This is a genomic window from Bradyrhizobium monzae (assembly GCF_021458635.1).
In the GTDB taxonomy this organism is placed as follows: domain Bacteria; phylum Pseudomonadota; class Alphaproteobacteria; order Rhizobiales; family Xanthobacteraceae; genus Bradyrhizobium.
In genome coordinates, this window is record NZ_JAIRDQ010000004.1 from 486255 (window position 1) to 505481 (window position 19227).

The 19227-nt window shown below is 64.8% G+C and carries 18 protein-coding genes; 15 read left to right on the plus strand and 3 right to left on the minus strand.

The window, feature by feature from the left end:
* Positions 1 to 114: 114 nt before the first annotated feature.
* Both K3F49_RS18620 and K3F49_RS18625 read right to left on the minus strand, forming a co-directional pair.
* Positions 115 to 1608, minus strand: a complete 1494-nt coding sequence (locus K3F49_RS18620; RefSeq protein WP_234682399.1) for an NAD-dependent succinate-semialdehyde dehydrogenase — start codon at positions 1606 to 1608, stop codon at positions 115 to 117.
* A gap of 117 nt (positions 1609 to 1725) precedes the next feature.
* A complete protein-coding gene (locus K3F49_RS18625; protein ID WP_234682400.1) occupies positions 1726 to 2046 on the minus strand; it encodes a hypothetical protein in 321 nt (106 codons plus the stop codon).
* Positions 2047 to 2386: 340 nt separating this feature from the next.
* Between K3F49_RS18625 and K3F49_RS18630 the strand changes: the two genes are divergently transcribed.
* Positions 2387 to 3580: a serine hydrolase domain-containing protein gene (locus tag K3F49_RS18630; RefSeq protein ID WP_234682401.1), complete on the plus strand. Its 1194-nt coding sequence runs from the start codon at positions 2387 to 2389 to the stop codon at positions 3578 to 3580.
* Positions 3581 to 3734: 154 nt separating this feature from the next.
* The gene (locus K3F49_RS18635; protein WP_234682402.1) at positions 3735 to 5429 is read left to right on the plus strand and encodes an AMP-binding protein; all 1695 of its coding nucleotides are present in this window, start codon (positions 3735 to 3737) and stop codon (positions 5427 to 5429) included.
* 108 nt (positions 5430 to 5537) lie between these two features.
* Here K3F49_RS18635 and K3F49_RS18640 read toward each other — a convergent pair whose 3' ends face one another.
* A complete protein-coding gene (locus K3F49_RS18640) occupies positions 5538 to 6539 on the minus strand; it encodes an adenosine kinase (protein ID WP_234682403.1) in 1002 nt (333 codons plus the stop codon).
* 125 nt (positions 6540 to 6664) lie between these two features.
* On the opposite strand from K3F49_RS18640, the gene murJ reads away from it, so the two are divergent.
* The 13 genes from murJ (at position 6665) to lnt (ending at position 19112) form a co-directional block, all read left to right on the plus strand.
* A complete protein-coding gene (gene murJ / locus K3F49_RS18645) occupies positions 6665 to 8197 on the plus strand; it encodes a murein biosynthesis integral membrane protein MurJ (RefSeq protein WP_234682404.1) in 1533 nt (510 codons plus the stop codon).
* A gap of 94 nt (positions 8198 to 8291) precedes the next feature.
* Positions 8292 to 9344 (plus strand): tryptophan--tRNA ligase, encoded by a 1053-nt coding sequence (gene trpS, locus K3F49_RS18650; RefSeq protein WP_234682405.1) that lies wholly within the window; start codon positions 8292 to 8294, stop codon positions 9342 to 9344.
* A gap of 93 nt (positions 9345 to 9437) precedes the next feature.
* Complete coding sequence (locus K3F49_RS18655; RefSeq protein ID WP_234682406.1) at positions 9438 to 9932, plus strand: universal stress protein; 495 nt, start codon at positions 9438 to 9440, stop codon at positions 9930 to 9932.
* A gap of 156 nt (positions 9933 to 10088) precedes the next feature.
* A complete protein-coding gene (locus tag K3F49_RS18660; protein ID WP_234682407.1) occupies positions 10089 to 10658 on the plus strand; it encodes a NifU family protein in 570 nt (189 codons plus the stop codon).
* Positions 10659 to 10860: 202 nt separating this feature from the next.
* Positions 10861 to 11556 (plus strand): tRNA (adenosine(37)-N6)-threonylcarbamoyltransferase complex dimerization subunit type 1 TsaB, encoded by a 696-nt coding sequence (gene tsaB / locus K3F49_RS18665; RefSeq protein ID WP_234682408.1) that lies wholly within the window; start codon positions 10861 to 10863, stop codon positions 11554 to 11556.
* Positions 11553 to 12038, plus strand: a complete 486-nt coding sequence (gene rimI, locus K3F49_RS18670; protein WP_234682409.1) for a ribosomal protein S18-alanine N-acetyltransferase — start codon at positions 11553 to 11555, stop codon at positions 12036 to 12038. The genes tsaB and rimI overlap by 4 nt, the downstream gene beginning before the upstream one ends.
* 37 nt (positions 12039 to 12075) lie before the next feature.
* Positions 12076 to 12531 (plus strand): Fur family transcriptional regulator, encoded by a 456-nt coding sequence (locus K3F49_RS18675; protein WP_200470780.1) that lies wholly within the window; start codon positions 12076 to 12078, stop codon positions 12529 to 12531.
* Positions 12532 to 12535: 4 nt separating this feature from the next.
* Positions 12536 to 13216 carry an HAD family hydrolase gene (locus K3F49_RS18680; protein ID WP_234682410.1) on the plus strand — a complete coding sequence of 227 codons (681 nt, stop codon included), beginning with the start codon at positions 12536 to 12538 and terminating at the stop codon, positions 13214 to 13216.
* Positions 13217 to 13354: 138 nt separating this feature from the next.
* A complete protein-coding gene (gene miaB / locus K3F49_RS18685; protein ID WP_234682411.1) occupies positions 13355 to 14749 on the plus strand; it encodes a tRNA (N6-isopentenyl adenosine(37)-C2)-methylthiotransferase MiaB in 1395 nt (464 codons plus the stop codon).
* Positions 14750 to 14813: 64 nt separating this feature from the next.
* Positions 14814 to 15812, plus strand: coding sequence for a PhoH family protein (locus tag K3F49_RS18690; RefSeq protein WP_234682412.1), 999 nt, complete (start codon positions 14814 to 14816; stop codon positions 15810 to 15812).
* A 60-nt stretch (positions 15813 to 15872) separates the two neighbouring features.
* Positions 15873 to 16382, plus strand: coding sequence for an rRNA maturation RNase YbeY (ybeY, locus tag K3F49_RS18695; protein ID WP_234682413.1), 510 nt, complete (start codon positions 15873 to 15875; stop codon positions 16380 to 16382).
* Position 16383: 1 nt separating this feature from the next.
* A complete protein-coding gene (locus K3F49_RS18700; protein ID WP_234682414.1) occupies positions 16384 to 17502 on the plus strand; it encodes a hemolysin family protein in 1119 nt (372 codons plus the stop codon).
* Positions 17499 to 19112: an apolipoprotein N-acyltransferase gene (gene lnt, locus K3F49_RS18705; protein WP_234682415.1), complete on the plus strand. Its 1614-nt coding sequence runs from the start codon at positions 17499 to 17501 to the stop codon at positions 19110 to 19112. The genes K3F49_RS18700 and lnt overlap by 4 nt, the downstream gene beginning before the upstream one ends.
* The last annotated feature ends 115 nt before the right edge of the window (positions 19113 to 19227 follow it).

The window sequence follows — 19227 nt, forward strand, 5'->3', positions numbered from 1 at the left end:
CAAAATTGCGCAGCAATTTTGTGCTGCTGCGACGAAGCAATCCAGACGGTCTCCGTGGAAAGATTCTGGATTGCTTCGCTTCGCTCGCAATGACGTCGAGGGATAACGGCGGCCTCACACCCCCGCCATCATCACGTATTTGATCTCGACATATTCTTCCATGCCGTGACGCGAGCCTTCGCGCCCCAAGCCGCTTTCCTTGACGCCGCCGAACGGCGCGACTTCCGTGGTGATGAGGCCGGTGTTGACGCCGACCATGCCGGATTCCAGCGCCTCGGCGACGCGCCAGACGCGGCCGAGATCGCGGGAGTAGAAGTAGGACGCAAGGCCGAACGGCGAGGCGTTGCACATCGCGATCACGTCGGCCTCGTCCTTGAAGCGGATCACAGCCGCGAGCGGGCCGAAGGTTTCTTCCTGCGACACCAGCGAGTCCGGCTTGACGTCGGCAAGCACGGTCGGCTCGAAGAAGGAACGTCCGAGCTCGCTGCGCTTGCCGCCGGTGACGACCTTGGCGCCGCGCTTGACAGCGTCCGCAATGTGACGCTCGACCTTATCGATCGCCTTCATGTTGATCAGCGGGCCCTGCGTGACGCCGGCTTCGGTGCCATCGCCGATCTTCATGATCGCCACCTTCGCCGACAGCTTCTTGACGAACTCGTCGTAGATCTTGTCCTGGGCATAGATGCGGTTGGCGCAGACGCAGGTCTGGCCCATGTTGCGGTATTTCGAAACGATCGCGCCCTCGACGGCCGCGTCGATGTCAGCATCGTCGAACACCACGAACGGCGCGTTGCCACCAAGCTCGAGGCCGAGCCGCTTCACGCCGACGGCAGCCTGCTGATAGAGAATCTTGCCGACGGCGGTCGAACCGGTGAAGCCGACAAAGCGCACCGCCGGATGCTCGCACAGCACCTTGCCGATCGGCGGCGCATCACCGGTGATGATGTTGAGCACGCCCTTGGGGATGCCGGCCTTCTCGGCGAGCACGGCCAGCGCCAGCGCCGACAGCGGCGTCTCGTTGGCGGGCTTCAGCACCACGGTGCAGCCCGCGGCCAGCGCCGGTGACACCTTGCGTGTGATCATCGAGTTCGGAAAATTCCACGGCGTGATGGCGCCGCAGACACCGATCGGCTGCTTGATCGCGAGCAGCCGCGCATCGGGCCGCTGTGACGGAATAGTCTCGCCATAGACGCGGCGGGCTTCCTCCGCGAAGAACTCGATATAGGCGGCGCCGATATCGACCTCGCCGAGCGCCTCCGACAGCGGCTTGCCCTGCTCGGAGGTAAGAATCAGCGCGAGGTCCTCGCGGTTGGCGGTGATCAGCTCGAACCATTTACGCAGGATGTTGGAGCGCTGCTTGGCGGTGTGCTTGGCCCAGGCCGGGAAGGCGCGCTGAGCGGCTTCGACCGCCTTGGTGGTGTCGTCCGCGCCAAGCTGCGGGACCTTTGCGATCTCGACACCGGTCGCGGGATTGTTCACGGCAAAGACCGGCGTGCCGACCCAGGCGCCGTCGATGTAGCAGGCCTCCTTCAGGAGCGAGGGGTCCTTCAACCGGTCACGCAGGTTGGCGGTGGCGTGCTGGGCGCGTGCGGCGGCGGTCGGCGTCATGGCGTTGCTCCTCGGACGATCATTGGGGGCGATCGGCCCGGAATATAGGGACAGACGGCGCACAATGCACCGTCCCGCAACGCACAGCTGATGGGAATTAACCTAAGACCAGCGTGATTACGCCGCGCCGCTCAGATAGGTCTCGCGCCGGCCGATCATGCGCTCGGCGGCCGCCTTGGCGTCGGCCTTCGAGGAGGTTGCGCACGTCCGATATTCGAGATCGGGCGCATCGGAGGTGTCGCGGCGGCCGAACCAGGATTTTGAGCCGACCGGCAGCAGCGCCAGCGACTGCGCCAGATTGTCGACCGCACCGAAGGAATAGAGCGCGCCGGTGCCGGCGATGCGGACCTCGTAAATCCCGGGTGCGATCGGCGCTTCGAGATTGTCGCCCCGTCCGGGACGGGGATAGCGCTTCCATTCGCTCCAGGTCGAAATCATCTCAGGTCCCCTCGCGGCCGGTTAAGCGGCCGCCAAAATTGCTTCAAGTCTTAACGTCAGCCGCCCATCGGGCCAGATGCTGAACGCCGCAACGCACAAAATGTTTCAAGTGCTTCAAACGCTCAAAACATATCGCCTGAGCCCATCCAAGGTCACGGCGAGTTGCGGCCATCCACCGCAGATTGTGAAGAAGTGTTGCAGATCAGTCGTCCCGCGTAGGGCTTGGGCCGTCAAGTCACGACATCGCGACCGACGCGGACATCCGGACGCGCTTGCCGCGCAGCGGATGCGGGAGGACAATCGATCGCTTCCAACAATAATCAAACCGGAGGAAACGCGTATGCAAAGCAAAGCTGAGATCGACGGGATTCTGAGCAAGACAAGCGACGCCAAGGAGATTCCCGGCGTTGTTGCGATCGCCGCCAGCGGCAACGAGGTTCTTTACCAGGGCGCCTTCGGCAAGCGCGATCTGTCCAAGCCCGATGCGATGACCGCGGACAGTGTGTTCTGGATCGCTTCGATGACGAAGGCGGTGACGAGTGCCGGCGCGATGCAGCTGGTCGAGCAGGGCAAGCTCTCGCTCGATGCACCGATCGGATCGCTGCTGCCCGATCTCGCCAAGCCGCAGGTGCTGGAAGGCTTTGACGCCAAGGGCGAACCAAAACTGCGGCCGGCGACGAGCGCGATCACGCTGCGCCAGCTGATGACCCACACCGCCGGCTTCGCCTACAACATGTGGAACGGCGATCTCGCGGTCTATCTGGAAAAGACCGGCATCCCTGCGATCACCACCTGCCAGAATGCCGCGCTGAAGACGCCTGTCATGACCGATCCCGGCACGCGCTGGGAGTACGGCACCAATATCGATTTCGTCGGCAAAGCCGTGGAAGCCGTCAGCGGCAAGCGTCTCGATGCTTACCTGCGCGACAATCTCTTCGCGCCACTCGGCATGTCCGACACCGGCTTCAAGATCACCGACGACATGCGCAAGCGCCTGGTCGGCATGCATGCCCGCGGCGAGGACGGCCAGCTCGCCGCGATCCCGTTCGAGCTCGAGCAGAATCCGGAATTCCACATGGGTGGCGGCGGCCTCTATTCGACCGCGGCCGACTACATCAAGTTCACCCAGATGATCCTGAACAAGGGCCGCGGCAACGGCAACCAGGTGCTGAAGGCCGAGACGATCGCCAGCATGAGCCAGAACCAGATGGGCGATATCAACATGACCAGGCTGCCCACCGCGGCGCCGATGTACACCAACGACGTTGATCTCTATCCGGATCAGGTGAAGAAGTGGGGCCTCAGCTTCATGATCAACACCGCCAAGACCGCGGAGGGTCGCAGCGCCGGCAGTCTCGCCTGGGCCGGCCTCGCCAACACCTACTATTGGATCGACCCGGCGCGCGACGTCACCGGCGTGATCCTGATGCAGCTGTTGCCGTTTGCGGATGCGAAATGCCTGCAGGCGTTCGCGGGATTCGAACGTGGCGTCTATGCCGGGCTCGATGCGGGCAGCGGCAAGAAGGCGGCCTAGCAGCGCACGCAACTCGCACCAAGCGGGATGGCCGGGCTTGTCCCGGCCAACCACGTGGTGCCATAAAATAAAAAGATCGTGGATGCACGGGTCAAGCCCGGGCATGACGGCCAAACGACATCGTGCCAATCATCTTTGACGAGAGGATTCCGATTTGGCGGATAAGAGCGACAGTTACGTTTGCGGCATCTCGGACACGCCGCTGCTCGGCGACACCATTGGCCGCAGTCTCGACCACGCCGTGCGACGCTGGGGCAGTCGTGAAGCACTGGTCTCGCCTAGCCACGGCGTACGATGGACCTGGACGGAATTTTCGGAGCGCGTCGACGCGCTCGCTGCCGGCTTTCTCGCGCTCGGCCTCGAACGCGGTGAGCGGATCGGCATCTGGTCGCTGAACCGGCCGGAATGGACGCTGACCCAGTTCGCCGCCGCCAAGGCCGGGCTGATCCTGGTGACGATCAATCCTGCCTACCGGCTCAGCGAGCTCGAGTTCGCGCTGAAGAAAGTGGGCTGCGCGGCGATCGTCACCGCGACGGCATTCAAGACCAGCCAATATATGGAGATGCTCAACACGCTGCTGCCGGAATTGGCGAGCGCCACGCCGGGGAAGCTGCAGGCGCCGCGGCTGCCCGCGCTGCGGATGGTGATCCAGATCGGCGGCCCGGCCGCATCAGGCACGATCCCCTTCGAGGAGGTCGCGCGCATGGGCGGCGCCCAGCATCGCGAGCAGCTTGCGGCGCTCGGCGCGGCGCTTCAGTTCGACGATCCCGTCAACATCCAGTTCACCAGCGGCACCACTGGATCGCCCAAGGGGGTGACGCTGACCCATCACAACATCCTCAACAACGGCTATTTCACCGGGCGTGCGATGCGCCTGACGGAAGCGGACCGCATCTGCATTCCGGTACCGCTCTATCATTGCTTCGGCATGGTGATGGGCAACCTCGCCTCCGTCACGCTCGGCACCACGATGGTCTATCCCGGCGAGGGCTTTGATCCGCTCGCGACGCTGCGCGCGATCGAGCAGGAAAAGTGCACCGCGCTGTATGGCGTACCGACCATGTTCATCGCTGAGCTCGACCATCCCGAGTTCGCGACGTTCAATCTGAAATCATTGCGCACCGGCATCATGGCGGGCGCGCCCTGCCCGATCGAGGTGATGAAGCGCGTCAACACCGAGATGAACATGCGCGAGGTCACGATCGCCTATGGCATGACCGAGACCAGCCCGGTCAGCTTCCAGAGCGCGACGGACGACCCGCTCGAGCGACGCGTCTCCACCGTCGGCCGGATTCATCCGCATGTCGAGGTGAAGGTCGTCGATCTCGAAGGCAGGATCGTCAGGCGCGGCGAACGCGGCGAGCTCTGCACCCGCGGCTACAGCGTCATGCTGGGCTATTGGGAGGAGAAGGAAAAGACCGGCGACGTGCTGGATACCAACGGCTGGATGCACACCGGCGATCTCGCCACCATCGACGACGAGGGCTATTGCAACATCGTCGGCCGCATCAAGGATCTGGTGATCCGCGGCGGCGAGAACCTTTACCCGCGCGAGATCGAGGAGTTTCTCTACCGCCATCCGAAGATCCAGGACGTGCAGATTTTTGGCGTAGCCGACGCCCGCTGTGGCGAGGAGCTCTGCGCCTGGGTCCGCGTCAGGTCCGGCGAGACGCTGACGGCGGAGGAAGTTCGCGCGTTCTGCGATGGCCAGATCGCCCACAACAAGATCCCGCGCTACGTCGAGTTCGTCGACGAATTTCCGATGACCGTGACCGGAAAGATCCAGAAGTTCGTGATGCGAGAGGCGGTCGAGCAGCGGCTGGGGCTGAAGGCGGCGAAGACAGCGTGAGCCCGCGCCGTCATTGCGAGCGCAGCGAAGCAATCCAGACTGCCTCCTCGGAGAGAATCTGGATTGCTTCGTCGCTGCGCTCCTCGCAATGACGGGGAGAGAGCGGAGTTAAACCGTCAACCCGCGCTGCTGCGCCAATTGCTTCAGCGACACCTGCGGGCGCGCGCCGATATGCTGGATCACTTCGGCGGCGGCAAGCGCACCGAGCTCGCCGCACTGCTTGTGCGACAGATCGCGCGAGAGGCCGTACAGGAAGCCAGCCGCGAACAGATCGCCGGCGCCGGTGGTGTCCACCAGCTGCGTGATCGGCGAGGCCGGCGCGGCGACGGCGTCCGTCGGCGTCACCACCACGCAGCCCTTCTCGCTGCGGGTGACCACGCCGAGCTTGACGTCGTTGCGCAGCTGCTTGAGCGCGGTGTCGAAGTCGGAGGTCTCGTAGAGCGAGTGCAGCTCGGACTCGTTGGCGAACACGATGTCGGCGGTGCCGCCCCGCATCAGCCCCAGAAACTCGTCGCGATAGCGGCCGACGCAGAAGGAGTCCGACAGCGTCAGCGCCACCTTGCGGCCAGCCTCGTGAGCAATCTTGGAGGCCTTCAGGAAGGCTTCCTTGGCGCCCGGCGGATCCCAAAGATAACCTTCGAGATAGACGATCTTGGCGGCCGCGATCTCGGCCGGATCGATGTCAGCCGGCGACAGATCCTGCGCCGCGCCGAGATAGGTGTTCATAGTGCGCTCGCCGTCGCCCGTGACCAGGATGTAGGAGCAGCCGGTCGCGGGGCCGTCTTTCGCGGCCGGCGTGTTGAAGGCGACGCCGGCGGCGCGGATGTCGTGGACATAGAGCTTGCCGATCTGGTCGTCCTTGACCTTGCCGACATAAGCGGCACGCGCGCCCAGGCTGCCGATGCCCACGATCGTGTTGGCGGCCGAGCCGCCCGAGACTTCCGTCGCCGGACCCATGTCCGCATAGATCGCAGCAGCCCGCGCCTCGTCGATCAGGGACATGCCGCCCTTGGTCATGCCGTGCTTGACCAAAAAGGCTTCATCGGTCCGGACCAGCACGTCGAACAGCGCGTTGCCGATGCCGAGAACGTCATATTTCACGTCAGCCATTCACCTTGATCCTGTTTGCCGGATTGCGATTGCCGGAGAAATCCGCTTCCTGTCGGCCTGAAATCTGGTTCGCGGCCTATCACGACCGGGCCTCTACGGGCAAGCAACGGTATTATGTACGTCCGATGATCCGCTCCTTCCTGACAGTTTCGACGGGAACACTGGCCTCGCGGCTACTGGGCTTTGCCCGCGATTCCCTGATCGCGGCGCTGCTCGGCACCGGCGCCGTGGCGGATGCGTTTTTGGCCGCATTCCAGCTCGTCAACGTGGTACGGCGCCTGCTCAGCGAAGGCGCGCTGAATGCGGCCCTGATTCCGGCCTGGCTGCGCGTCCGTGAGCGCGATGGGGAAGTGGCCGCCTCCGCGTTTGCGGGGCGCGTGCTCGGCACGGTCAGCGCGGCCCTGATCGTGATCTCCATCGTGATCGCGCTGTTGATGCCGCTGATCATCACGATCATCGCGCCGGGCTTCGTCGGCAGCCACACGCTCGATCTCGCCGTTCAGAACGCGCGGCTGATGCTGCCTTATCTGGCCTTTGCTGGCCCGGTCACGGTGCTGATGGGGCTGCTGAATGCGCAAGGGAGATTTGCGCTCACGGCGTTCTCGCCGCTGCTGTTCAACATCGCGTTGATTGCAACGATCGCGATGCTGCTGGTCTGGCACGCCGATGCGTCCCTCGCCGCATGGATGCTGGCGGCGACCGTCGGCATTGCCGGCCTGCTGCAACTCCTGATGCTGGTGTCGCAGCGAGGTGCGCAGCTCGCGACACCGTTGCGCGCAAGTTTAGACAAGGAGATGCGCAGCTTCTTTGCCAAGGCGATCCCCGGCATGATCGCAAGCTCCGGCCCGCAATGGCTGATGGTGGCCGGCGCGATCATCGCCTCCGCAACGCCGTCGGCCGTGTCCTGGCTCTATTTCGCCAACCGCCTGATCGAGCTGCCGCTCGGCATTGTCGGCGTCGCCATGGGCACGGTGCTGGTGCCGGAGCTGACGCGCGCCGTGGGGAGCGGCGACCGCGACGCGGTGGCCCATGCGGAATCGCGCGCGCTGGAGCTCGCGACCGGGCTGGCGCTGCCCGCCACGCTCGGCCTTGCCGTGCTGGCCGAACCGATCGTGCGGCTTTTGTTCGAGCATGGCGCGTTCGGCGCCGATGACAGTACGGCGACCGCACACGCGCTGATGTGGCTGGCATTGGGCCTGCCGGCGCACGTGCTGATCAAGGCGCTGTCGCCGGCCTTCTTTGCCCGCAGCGACACAATGACGCCGCTGCTCGCCACCGCCAAAGGCCTTGTGGTCGCGGTCGCGCTCGCTGTGCTGCTTGGGCACTTCTTTGGCGCGAGCGGGATCGCGGCCAGCATCGCCGCCGGCGCCTGGAGCAGCGCCGTCTCGTTACTTCGCAAAGGCACCGGCGAATTCGGCTTCTCGGTTGATGCTGTCGCGCGAAAACGGCTGCCGCGGATCGTGCTTGCGGCCGCCGCCATGGGCGCCCTGCTCTGGCTGACGACGGGGCTGATGCCGGTTGAGGCCCACGGCCTCATCCGCTTCATTGTGCTGGGCTTGCAGATTGGCGCCGGAATCGCCGTCTATGGCCTGCTCCTGCAAATCCTCGGCGCGGCGTCCTGGCGCGAGGCGGTTAATGCCCTGAAGCGGCCCGCCTGACCGACCTCGGCCCACGCGGGTCGATCGAATTACCCTTGACGGGGCAGCGCCGCTGTTGGAAACGACGGCCCGAATACCTCTGGGAACACTTGCCATGCCATTCGTTGAACGGGTTTTTTCGGGCGTCCAGCCGACGGGCAATCTGCACCTCGGCAATTATCTCGGCGCGATTGTCAACTTCGTGAAGATGCAGGAAACCCACAACTGCATCTATTGCGTCGTCGACATGCACGCGATCACGCAGGGCGTGGACGTCTGGGGCGGCCCGGCCGAGCTCGCGCGCAACACCCGCGAGGTGACCGCGGCGTTCATCGCAAGCGGCATCGATCCCAGGAAGCACATCGTGTTCAACCAGAGCCAGGTCTCCGGCCACGCCGAGCTCGCCTGGATCTTCAACTGCGTCGCGCGCATGGGCTGGCTCGGCCGCATGACCCAGTTCAAGGAGAAGGCCGGCAAGGACCGCGAGAACGCCTCGGTCGGGCTGTTCGACTATCCCGTGCTGATGGCCGCCGACATTCTGCTTTACCGCGCCACCCACGTTCCGGTCGGCGAGGACCAGAAGCAGCATCTCGAGCTCTCGCGCGACATCGCGCAGAAGTTCAACAATGATTTCGGCGATTCCATTCGTAGCCATGGCACCAATGACGGCCTGTTCTTCCCGTTGCCGGAACCCCTGATCACGGGCCCGGCGACGCGCGTGATGAGCCTGCGCGACGGCACCAAGAAGATGTCGAAATCAGATGCGTCGGACAATTCGCGCATCAATCTGACCGACGACGCCGACACCATCGCGCAGAAGATCCGCAAGGCGAAGACCGATCCGGAGCCCTTGCCGAGCGAAGAGAAGGGCTTGGAAGCACGTCCCGAGGCCGACAATCTCGTCGGCATTTTCGCCGCGCTCTCCGGCCGTTCCAAGGCCAGCGTGCTCGGCGAGTTCGGCGGCGGCCAGTTCTCCAGCTTCAAGAACGCGCTGGCGGAGCTGTGCGTGACCAAGCTCGCGCCGATCGCCGGCGAGATGAAGCGCCTGGTGGCCGAGCCCAGCCATATCGACGCCATCCTGAACGATGGTTCCGATCGGGCCCGCGCCATCGCCGAGGAGACCATGAACCTCTCCAAGGACATCGTCGGCTTCATTCGCCGTCGCTGAAGTCCGGCCTGCGCCGCGGCGCAGGCCGCTTCGCCTCTCCCCAAGCGCGAGCGAGTGTGGCAGCATGCTCCCCGTGCACATTCCGGGATAGGCATGACCAGCAAGCGACTTTGCTTCGAGCCGGGTCACAAGCCCAAATGCCTCGTCATCGTCGACGACACCGCCGAATGGGATCGCGCGGTCTATTACGCCAGCCGCTGGGCGATCCGCGCCGGCGGCGGCGTGGTGATGTTGCGCATCATCGAGATCGAGGACCAGAACCAGCAATGGCTGGGTGTCGCCGACATTATGCGCGCCGAGGCCCATGAAGCGGCGGAAGCCGCGCTCGACCGCGCCGCCGGCCGCGCCAACGGCATTGCCGCGATCACGCCGGAGCGGCTCATCCGCGAGGGCGCCGCGATGGAACAGCTGCTCGCGGTCATCGACGAGGACCCCGATATTGCCATGCTCGTGCTCGCCGCCAGCCCCGGCGCGGAAGGGCCGGGACCGTGGGTGGCGCTGCTCACGCATGCACTCGGCACGTTCCCGGTGCCGGTGACCATCATTTCAGGTGCGCTGAGCGATCAAAGCGTGGATTCGCTGACGTAGCCGCTCCGACCCCTCCATGGGACGGTAAGCAATGGCCTAACCCGCTGAAATAACAGCGAAACGACCGTCTATCCCCTTGACCGTGCGTTCCCCGTCGCCATCTGCTACTGGATGGAGCACGCGCCGGCCTTGAACCGGCGACGTCTGGAGAGAACCATGTTCATTCAAACCGAAGCCACCCCCAATCCCGCCACGTTGAAATTCATTCCCGGCCGCGTCGTCGTCGACGGCAGCCCGATGGAGTTTGCTAGCCGCGAATCCGCTGTGCGTTCGCCGCTCGCGGAAAAGCTGTTCGAGGTGCCCGGCGTCACCGGCGTGTTCTATGGGTCGGATTTCATCACCGTGACCAAGGCGAACGGTGAATGGCAGCAGCTTAAGCCCGCGATCCTCGGTGCCATCATGGAGCACTACATGTCCGGCGCGCCGCTGCTCGCCGACGGCGCTGCGCAAGCCGATGTCGATCTCGACGACGAAGACGAGTTCTTCGACGAGTCCGATGCCGAGACGGTCGACATGATCAAGGATCTGATCGAGACGCGGGTGCGGCCGGCGGTCGCCAATGACGGCGGCGACATCACTTTCCGCGGCTTCAAGGACGGTATCGTCTATCTCAACATGAAGGGCGCCTGCTCCGGCTGCCCGTCATCGACCGCGACGCTCCAGCACGGCATTCAGAATCTGCTGAAGCACTTTGTGCCTGACGTGGTCGAAGTCCGGCCGATGTGAGCGAGCTGCCATAGGGTGGGCAAAGCGAAGCGTGACCACCTTCTTTCATAGAGGCAAAGCTGGTGGGCACGGCCCAAGAGCGCCTTTGCCCGCCCTACGAAGTGCGGCGATATCAGGGGCTACGAACAGTGAATGACGAATGGCGGATGGGCGTCTGGTTCGCTAAGCTGTCCGCCGTTCGCCACTCACTGCTCGTTTTTTCATGCTGATCCTTGCCATCGATACCGCGCTCGAAGCGTGTGCGGCTGCCGTTCTCGACACCGACGCCGGTGAGCTCCTCGCGCAGGAGCTGCTGCTCATGAAGCGCGGCCATGCCGAGGCGCTGATGCCGATGATCGCGCGCGTGATGCGGTCGGCCGATCTCGCTTTCACGGCGCTCGACCGCATCGCGGTCACGGTCGGCCCCGGCAGCTTCACCGGCTTGCGCGTCGGCATCTCGGCGGCCCGCGGTCTCGCGCTCGCGGCCAAGCGGCCGGCCGTCGGACTGACGACCTTGTCGGCCTACGCAGCCGCCATTGTCGGCCAGAGCGGAACGGTGCCGGTGATCTCCGCGATCGATGCGCGGCACGATCACGTCTATTTCCAGATCGTCGCCGGCGACGGCAGTTTGCTGGTGCGGCCGGCCGTCGCTCCCGTCGACGAGGCGATCGCGGCCTCGCAATTCGGCGCGCCGCATCTGGTCGGCAATGCCGCAAAGATTCTCGCCGAGCGCTGGCCGAAAGATGCGTCGCAACCTGTTTCGGTCGACCCGCAGCCCGCACCCGACATCAGCTGGGTCGCCTGGCTCGGCGCTGCGGCAAATGCCGACACCAATCCGGCGCGGCCGTTCTATCTGAAGGCGCCCGATGCAAAGCCGGCGGTCCAGCCCCTGCTCGCCGCTCAAGCCGCAACGTCATGATGAGATGGTTTTCGGAATGGTGGCGCGGCGGCACCGCCGCCGTCGAACCGGCGTCCGTGCGCGACGCGACACGGTTGGCACAGCTCCACGCCGCCTCTTTCGCGCACGGCTGGGGCGAAAGCGAGTTCGAGGTCATGCTCAGCGAGCGCAACACGCTCGTCCACCGCTTGCGGCTCGGTCGCAAGACCATCGGATTTGCCGTATCGCGGATCGGCGCGGACGAAGCCGAAATCCTCTCGGTCGCGGTCGACCAGTCCCATCGCGGCCGCGGTCTCTCCCGAACGCTGCTGATGACCCATCTGGGTCACCTCGCGGGGCGAGGCGTGCGCACGATATTTCTGGAGGTCGAGGAGAACAATCAGCCGGCACGACGGCTCTATGACCGAGGCGGATTCGTGGTGGTCGGGCGCCGCGAACGCTACTATAAGCAGGCCAACGGGGAACAATTGAACGCACTTCTGATGCGACGTGACTTGTCGTAGTATCGATGGCAGAAAGCGCCCGTCAGGCAGACATCACATGACTGGACTTAAACCCTCTTCCGCATCCAAGGCGTCCGGCATCGAGGCGCGCTGTGCCGCCACCGGCATGCGCATGACCGAGCAACGCCGCGTCATCGCCCGCGTGCTTGCGGAAGCGGTCGATCATCCCGACGTCGAGGAACTGTACCGGCGCTGTGTCGCCGTCGACGACAAGATCTCGATCTCGACCGTCTATCGCACCGTCAAACTGTTCGAGGATGCCGGCATCATCGAGCGTCACGATTTCCGCGAGGGCCGCGCGCGCTACGAGACGATGCGCGACAGCCATCACGACCACCTCATCAATCTGCGCGACGGCAAGGTCATCGAGTTCACCTCCGAAGAGATCGAGAAGCTTCAGGCGGAGATCGCCCGCAAGCTCGGCTACAAGCTGGTCGATCACCGGCTCGAGCTCTATTGCGTCCCGCTCGACGACGACAAGCCGACGTCCTGATCTCGTGGCCGTTGATCTCATCATCTTCGATTGCGACGGCGTGCTCGTGGACAGCGAGGCGATCTCCTGTCGCGCGCATGCCGATGTGCTGACCCGTCACGGCTATCCGATCACATCGGAGCAGGTGTCCGAGCGCTTCCTTGGCCGCTCGACGAAACAGGCCAATCTCGAGATCGAAGCCGAACTCGGCCGCAAGCTGCCCGAGGCCTATCACGGCGATCTGCAGGACGAGCTGTTTCGCGCGTTCGAAGCCGATCTCGAAGCGATCCACGGCATCCACGACGTGCTCGACGTCGTGACGCAACGGGTCTGCGTTGCCTCGAGCGGTTCGCATCCGCGCATGCGGGTGAGTCTCGGAAGCACTGGGCTCTATGAACGCCTCGCCCCCAACATCTTCTCGTCCTCGCAGGTGACAAACGGCAAGCCTGCACCGGACCTGTTCCTGTTTGCTGCGAAGGAAATGGGCGTGCCGCCGGAGCGCTGTGTCGTGATCGAGGACAGCCTTGCCGGCATCGCCGGTGCGCGGGCGGCCCGGATGAAAGTGTTCGGCTTTTACGGTGGCAGCCATTGCGGGGCCGGCCATGCCGAAACCCTGCGCCAGGCCGGTGCCGACCTGACCTTCTCGGACATGCATCAATTGCCTGAACTGGTCCGGCGGATCGCAGCGGACGCCCTGACGGGCTGAATCCGGCGCCAAACCTCTCGATTCCGCACTTCGCGGCTGCTTCATACCCCTGGAATGACCCTTTCAGGCTCCAATCGCTGGATTTTCGGCCCCTCAGCCTATATCTGAGGGCCGTCCTCCACCTCAATTCCGGGTTCCATGAAGCCGCCGCGCAAGCTGCACATCAAATCATATGGCTGCCAGATGAACGTCTACGATGCCCAGCGCATGGTGGACACGCTGGCTCCGGAAGGATTCGTGGAGACGGCCAACGCCGAGGACGCCGATCTCGTCATCCTCAACACCTGCCACATCCGCGAAAAGGCCTCTGAAAAGGTCTATTCCGAGCTCGGCCGCCTGCGCGTCGCCAAGGACGAGGCCGCGCGCGAGGGCCGCGCCATGCAGATCGCGGTCGCAGGCTGCGTCGCCCAGGCCGAAGGCGAGGAGATCGTGCGCCGCGCACCGGCGGTCGACGTCGTGGTCGGTCCACAGAGCTATCATCACCTGCCCGAGCTGTTGAAGCGCGCCGGCCATGAAGGCCGCGCCATCGAGACCGAGTTTCCGGCCGCGGACAAGTTCGGCTTCCTTGCCCAGCCGAAGCCCGAGGCGATCCGCGCGCGCGGTATTTCCGCTTTCGTGACCGTGCAGGAAGGCTGCAACAAGTTCTGCACCTTCTGCGTCGTGCCCTACACGCGCGGCGCCGAAGTCTCGCGGCCCGTCGCAAAGATCATCGACGACGTGAAGCGTCTCGCCGACAACGGCGTGCGCGAGCTCACGCTGATCGGCCAGAACGTCAACGCCTATCACGGCGACGGACCGGATGGAAAAAGCTGGGGGCTCGGCCAATTGCTGGAGCGCCTGGCGCAGATTCCCGGCATCGCACGGCTGCGCTACTCGACCAGCCACCCCCGCGACGTCGATGATACCTTGATTGCAGCCCATCGCGATCTCGATGCGCTGATGCCGTTCGTGCACCTGCCGGTGCAGTCGGGTTCGGACCGAATCCTGGCCGCCATGAACCGGAAACATACCGCCGATGATTATCGGCGCGTCATCGACCGTTTCCGGTCCGCGCGCCAAGACATTGCTTTTTCATCAGATTTCATCGTGGGCTTCCCAGGGGAAAGCGAGCAAGATTTTCTCGCGACACTCGCGCTTGTCACGCAAATCGGCTACGCTGCAGCATATTCGTTCAAATACTCCGCCCGGCCGGGAACGCCGGCCGCGGATATGCAGGAGACGGTGTCCCCCGTCGAGATGGACCAGCGATTGGAGCGGCTCCAGGAATTGATCGACAGCCAGCAATCGGCCTTCAACAAGGCTGCGATTGGCTCAACGGTCGACGTGCTGTTCGAACGTCCGGCGCGCAAGGACGGCCAGATCGTCGGCCGCACCGCCTTCCTCCAGCCTGCGCATGTGATGGCCTCGTCCGACATCATCGGACAAATCCTGCCGGTACGGATCGACAGCCTCGAGCGCTACAGTTTCCTCGGCGAGCTCGCCACGCCACGTACGCGCGAGCCCGCTTTATCATCCATCGCCACTGGAGCCTGAACCCTTGCCAAAAAGCGCATCGGATTCGTCTTCTATCGCTCCCAGCCGCAAATTTGACCGCGACATGCAAGTTCCGCCCGAGACCCAGGTCGTCATCGACTTCGACGACAACCGCGCCGCATCCGCGCTGGTCGGCCCCTACGGCCAGAACCTGGCGCAGATCGAGCGGCGGCTCGGCGTCGTGGTGGACTCCAAGGGCAACCACATCACCATCGGCGGCACCCGCGACGGCTGCGACGCGGCACGCCGGGTGCTGGAGACGCTCTATGAGCATGCCGTGAAGGGGCAGGAAGTCGACCAGGGCGAGGTCGAAGGCGCAATCCGCGCGGTGATCGCACAGGGGTCGCTGTTCGAGTTCGACGCCAAGTCGGCGAAGTCGGCCTTCGACAGCATCAACTTGCGCAAGCGCCCGGTGCGCGCACGCACGGCTGCGCAAGACTCTTACATCCGCGCGCTGAAGCGCCATGAGCTGGTGTTCGGCATCGGCCCCGCCGGCACCGGCAAGACCTGGCTCGCGGTCGCGCATGCCGCGCAATTGTTCGAGCGCAAGGAGGTCGACAAGATCATCCTGTCGCGTCCGGCGGTCGAAGCCGGCGAGCGACTCGGCTTCCTGCCCGGCGACCTCCGCGAGAAGGTCGATCCGTATCTGCGTCCGATCTACGACGCGCTCTACGACCTGATGGATGCACGCATCGTCGAGCGCGCGCTGCAGACCGGCGAGATCGAGATCGCGCCGCTCGCCTTCATGCGCGGCCGCACGCTGACCAACGCAGCCATCATCCTGGACGAGGCGCAGAACACGACATCGATGCAGATGAAGATGTTTCTGACCCGTCTCGGCGAGAATAGCCGCATGATCGTAACCGGCGATCCCTCGCAGATCGACTTGCCGAACGGCCAGACCTCGGGTCTGGCCGAGGCGACGCGTCTGCTGAGCGGAGTCGAAGGCATTGCGCAAGTTCAATTCAAAGCCGAGGACGTCATCCGCCACGAGCTCGTGGCACGAATCGTCTCCGCCTACGAAGGGCAGCCGCAGCGGCCGCCCGCCGGCAACAAATCCTGACGAGACAACAGCGGGACCACACGGGCGCGGATCCGGCGCCTTTTCGCCCCGAACAAAACCATGTCACACCCCAACCTTCCCATGACCGAGGTCCTCGTCGTCGCCGATTGCTGGCAAAGCGAGCCCGACGCCGAAACCGTGATCCAGCGCGCCGTTGCGGCCGCCGCCGAATCCGTCGATGAAGATGTCGCGGAGGCGGAAGTGGCTGTGATGCTGACCGATGACGCCGGTATCCGCACTCTCAACGGCAACTGGCGCGGCATCGACAAGCCGACCAACGTGCTGTCGTTTCCCGCACTCCAGCCGGAGGGCGAATGGAAGCCGGGCGATGCACCGCGCATGCTCGGCGACATCGCGATCGCCTACGAGACCATGCGGCGCGAGGCGGACGAGGAACACAAGCCGTTCGATCATCATTTGAGTCATCTCGCCGTGCATGGTTTCCTGCACTTGATCGGCTACGATCACGAGAACGACGGCGACGCGGAAGAGATGGAAGCGCTCGAAACCGAGATCCTGGCTCACCTCGGCATCCCCGATCCCTATGCAGACCGCGCGGGGACGCACTGAGATGCCGGATTCAGAGCCTACTCACGACAATCCGCGCAACACGGCCAACCTCCCGGCCGTGGTGACATCAGGCGAGGTCCTGCGGCCGACCGCGGATGGCTGGCTGCTGCGCGCCATCCGCACGCTGTTCGGCTGGAAGGCCGGCTCGGTGCGCGACGATCTCCAGGTCGTGCTCGACGCGAGCACGCCCGACGACACCGGCTTCTCCGCGGTCGAGCGCACCATGCTGCGCAACATCCTCGGCCTGCACGAGCGCCGCATCGCCGATGTCATGGTGCATCGTGCCGACATCATCGCGGTGAAACGCGACATCCCGCTCGGCGAATTGATGGATCGCTTCGAGAGCGCCGGCCATTCGCGCCTCGTGGTCTACAACGAGACGCTCGACGATCCCGTCGGCATCGTCCACATCCGCGACCTGCTCGCCTTCATGACCGCGCGTGCGCGCGTGTCGGAGGCCACCAAGACCAAGCGCAAGAAGCCGCTGCCGGCCGGGCTCGACCTTCGCACCGTCGATCTGGCGCTGCCGCTCGGGGATGCCCGCATCATCCGCAAGCTGCTCTATGTGCCGCCGTCGATGCGGGCGATCGACCTGCTCGCACAGATGCAGGCGACGCGCATTCACCTGGCGCTCGTCGTCGACGAATATGGCGGCAGCGACGGGCTGGTTTCGCTCGAAGATATCGTCGAGCAGATCGTCGGCGAAATCGACGACGAGCACGACAGCGACGAGCCGCCGTCGATCGTGCGGCTGCCCGACAACGCCTTCATCGCCGACGCCCGCGCCAGCCTCGACGACGTGCGCACCGTGATCGGCGAGGACTTCGTCACCGGCGAGGCCGGCGAGGAAGTGGAGACGCTCGGCGGCTATCTCGTCAGCTTCGTCGGGCGCCTTCCGGTGCGCGGCGAGGTGATCTCGGGTCCCGGCAATTACGAGGTCGAGGTGCTCGATGCCGATCCGCGCCGCGTCAAGCGGCTGCGCATCTCGACGCGAAAGGAACGCCCCGCGCCGCGCACCCAGCGCGAGAGCCGCCGCCGCGAGGCCCCGACCGAGAGTGGCCAGCCGCCTGCGGGCGACACGCCGACCCCGCCGCCAGCCGACGGGACCGGCTCGCAGTGAGCGCGTTCCAGCGACTTCGGCAGATTGCGCTTGCCATCATCCTGACCTGGGGTTGGAAGCGCGCGCTGCTTGCGATGGCGTGCGGTGCACTGTCGGTGCTGGCGCTGGCCCCGTTCAATTTCTTTCCGGTGCTGTTCATCACCTTCCCCGTCATGGTCTGGCTGATCGACGGCGCCGGGGCCGGACGCTATCGCGGCGTCCCTGCCGCAGCGCTGACCGGCTACTGGTTCGGGCTCGGCTATTTCGTCCCCGGCCTCTACTGGATCGGCATCGCCTTCTTTGTCGATGCGGATGTGTTCGCCTGGCTGACGCCGTTCGCCGTGCTGGGCCTGCCGGCCTATCTCTCCATCTTCACCGCGATCGGCTTCGCGTTGGCCCGCCTGCTCTGGACCAAGGATGCCACCCGCGTTCTCGCACTCGCCGCGAGCCTCACCGTCAGTGAATGGTTGCGCGGGCACGTGCTCACGGGCTTTCCATGGAACGCTTTCGGCTATGCGCTGTCGGAGCCGCTGGCGCTGGCGCAGACCGCATCGCTGATCGGTCAGTGGGGCATGACGTTCCTCACGGTTGCGATCTTCGCGAGCCCCGCCGTACTGATCGACCGCACGCGCGACCGTCGCCCGGCCTGGCGCGTGCCGGCCGGGGCCGTTGCGCTGCTGGTCGCGATGGGCATCTTCGGCGCCATCCGCATGGCGCTGCATCCGACCACGATGGTTGCGGGTGCGAAGCTGCGCCTGATGCAGCCGAACCTGCAGCAAGACCAAAAGTTCAACTACTCCGCCAAGGCGGAGGTGATGAAGAAATATCTCGCGCTGTCGGACCGCGCCTCCGGACCGCAATCGACCGGCGTGAGCGCCGCCACGATCTTGATCTGGCCGGAATCCGCCTTTCCGTTTTTCCTGACCCGCGAAGCGGACGCGATGGCGCAAATCGCAGAGCTGCTGCCCAAGGGCACGGTGCTGATCACAGGATCGGTCCGCGCCCCCGATCTGCCGCCGGGCACGCCGATCACCCGGGCCTACAATTCGATTTACGTGATCGATCACGACGGCAGCGTGCTTGCGGTCTACGACAAGCTGCATCTGGTTCCGTTCGGCGAGTTTCTTCCCTACCAGAATTTGATGGAGAAGCTCGGCTTCGAACAACTGACGCGGATGCGCGGCGGCTTCATTGCCGGCACGGTGCGCCACGTGCTGCCGGTGCCGGGCGCACCGCCTGCGCTGCCGTCGATCTGCTACGAGGCGATTTTCCCCGGCGAGGTCGGAACGCGTGACGAGCGCCCGGGCTGGATGGTAAATCTCACCAATGACGGCTGGTTCGGCATCTCGACCGGTCCGTACCAGCATCTGGAGCAGGCGCGGATGCGCGCCATCGAGCTTGGACTGCCGCTGGTCCGCTCCGCAAACACCGGCATCTCGGCGGTGATCGATCCGGTGGGACGCACCGTGGCGAGCCTCGGTCTCGGAATCGAAGGCATTTTGGATGCAGCCCTGCCCACCGCAATCCCGCCAACCATCTATGCGAGAGTCGGCGACATCCCCGCAGCCATGCTGGTCGCGCTGGCTGTGATTTTGGCGGTGCGACGGCGTGTTGCCAAACGGCACCCCTGATCGCACTGCAGCTAGCGGCTTCTGGCGAGGCGCCGGGAAACTTTTGACAACCGCAGTCCCACGGTTGACATACTGCTCGCGGGCTCCCCATTCTGCACCCGCTGCACAAGACAGC

What these genes read in the sequence shown, in the direction of transcription:
- rimI (WP_234682409.1), top strand. Translation starts at nt 11,553, where the DNA reads ATGATGAGATGGTTTTCGGAATGGTGGCGCGGCGGCACCGCCGCCGTC.
- miaB (WP_234682411.1), top strand. Translation starts at nt 13,355, where the DNA reads ATGAAGCCGCCGCGCAAGCTGCACATCAAATCATATGGCTGCCAGATG.
- K3F49_RS18640 (WP_234682403.1), bottom strand. Translation starts at nt 6,539, where the DNA reads ATGGCTGACGTGAAATATGACGTTCTCGGCATCGGCAACGCGCTGTTC.
- K3F49_RS18700 (WP_234682414.1), top strand. Translation starts at nt 16,384, where the DNA reads ATGCCGGATTCAGAGCCTACTCACGACAATCCGCGCAACACGGCCAAC.
- K3F49_RS18655 (WP_234682406.1), top strand. Translation starts at nt 9,438, where the DNA reads ATGACCAGCAAGCGACTTTGCTTCGAGCCGGGTCACAAGCCCAAATGC.
- K3F49_RS18675 (WP_200470780.1), top strand. Translation starts at nt 12,076, where the DNA reads ATGACTGGACTTAAACCCTCTTCCGCATCCAAGGCGTCCGGCATCGAG.
- tsaB (WP_234682408.1), top strand. Translation starts at nt 10,861, where the DNA reads ATGCTGATCCTTGCCATCGATACCGCGCTCGAAGCGTGTGCGGCTGCC.
- trpS (WP_234682405.1), top strand. Translation starts at nt 8,292, where the DNA reads ATGCCATTCGTTGAACGGGTTTTTTCGGGCGTCCAGCCGACGGGCAAT.
- ybeY (WP_234682413.1), top strand. Translation starts at nt 15,873, where the DNA reads ATGTCACACCCCAACCTTCCCATGACCGAGGTCCTCGTCGTCGCCGAT.
- K3F49_RS18630 (WP_234682401.1), top strand. Translation starts at nt 2,387, where the DNA reads ATGCAAAGCAAAGCTGAGATCGACGGGATTCTGAGCAAGACAAGCGAC.
- K3F49_RS18690 (WP_234682412.1), top strand. Translation starts at nt 14,814, where the DNA reads ATGCAAGTTCCGCCCGAGACCCAGGTCGTCATCGACTTCGACGACAAC.
- K3F49_RS18625 (WP_234682400.1), bottom strand. Translation starts at nt 2,046, where the DNA reads ATGATTTCGACCTGGAGCGAATGGAAGCGCTATCCCCGTCCCGGACGG.
- K3F49_RS18660 (WP_234682407.1), top strand. Translation starts at nt 10,089, where the DNA reads ATGTTCATTCAAACCGAAGCCACCCCCAATCCCGCCACGTTGAAATTC.
- murJ (WP_234682404.1), top strand. Translation starts at nt 6,665, where the DNA reads ATGATCCGCTCCTTCCTGACAGTTTCGACGGGAACACTGGCCTCGCGG.
- K3F49_RS18620 (WP_234682399.1), bottom strand. Translation starts at nt 1,608, where the DNA reads ATGACGCCGACCGCCGCCGCACGCGCCCAGCACGCCACCGCCAACCTG.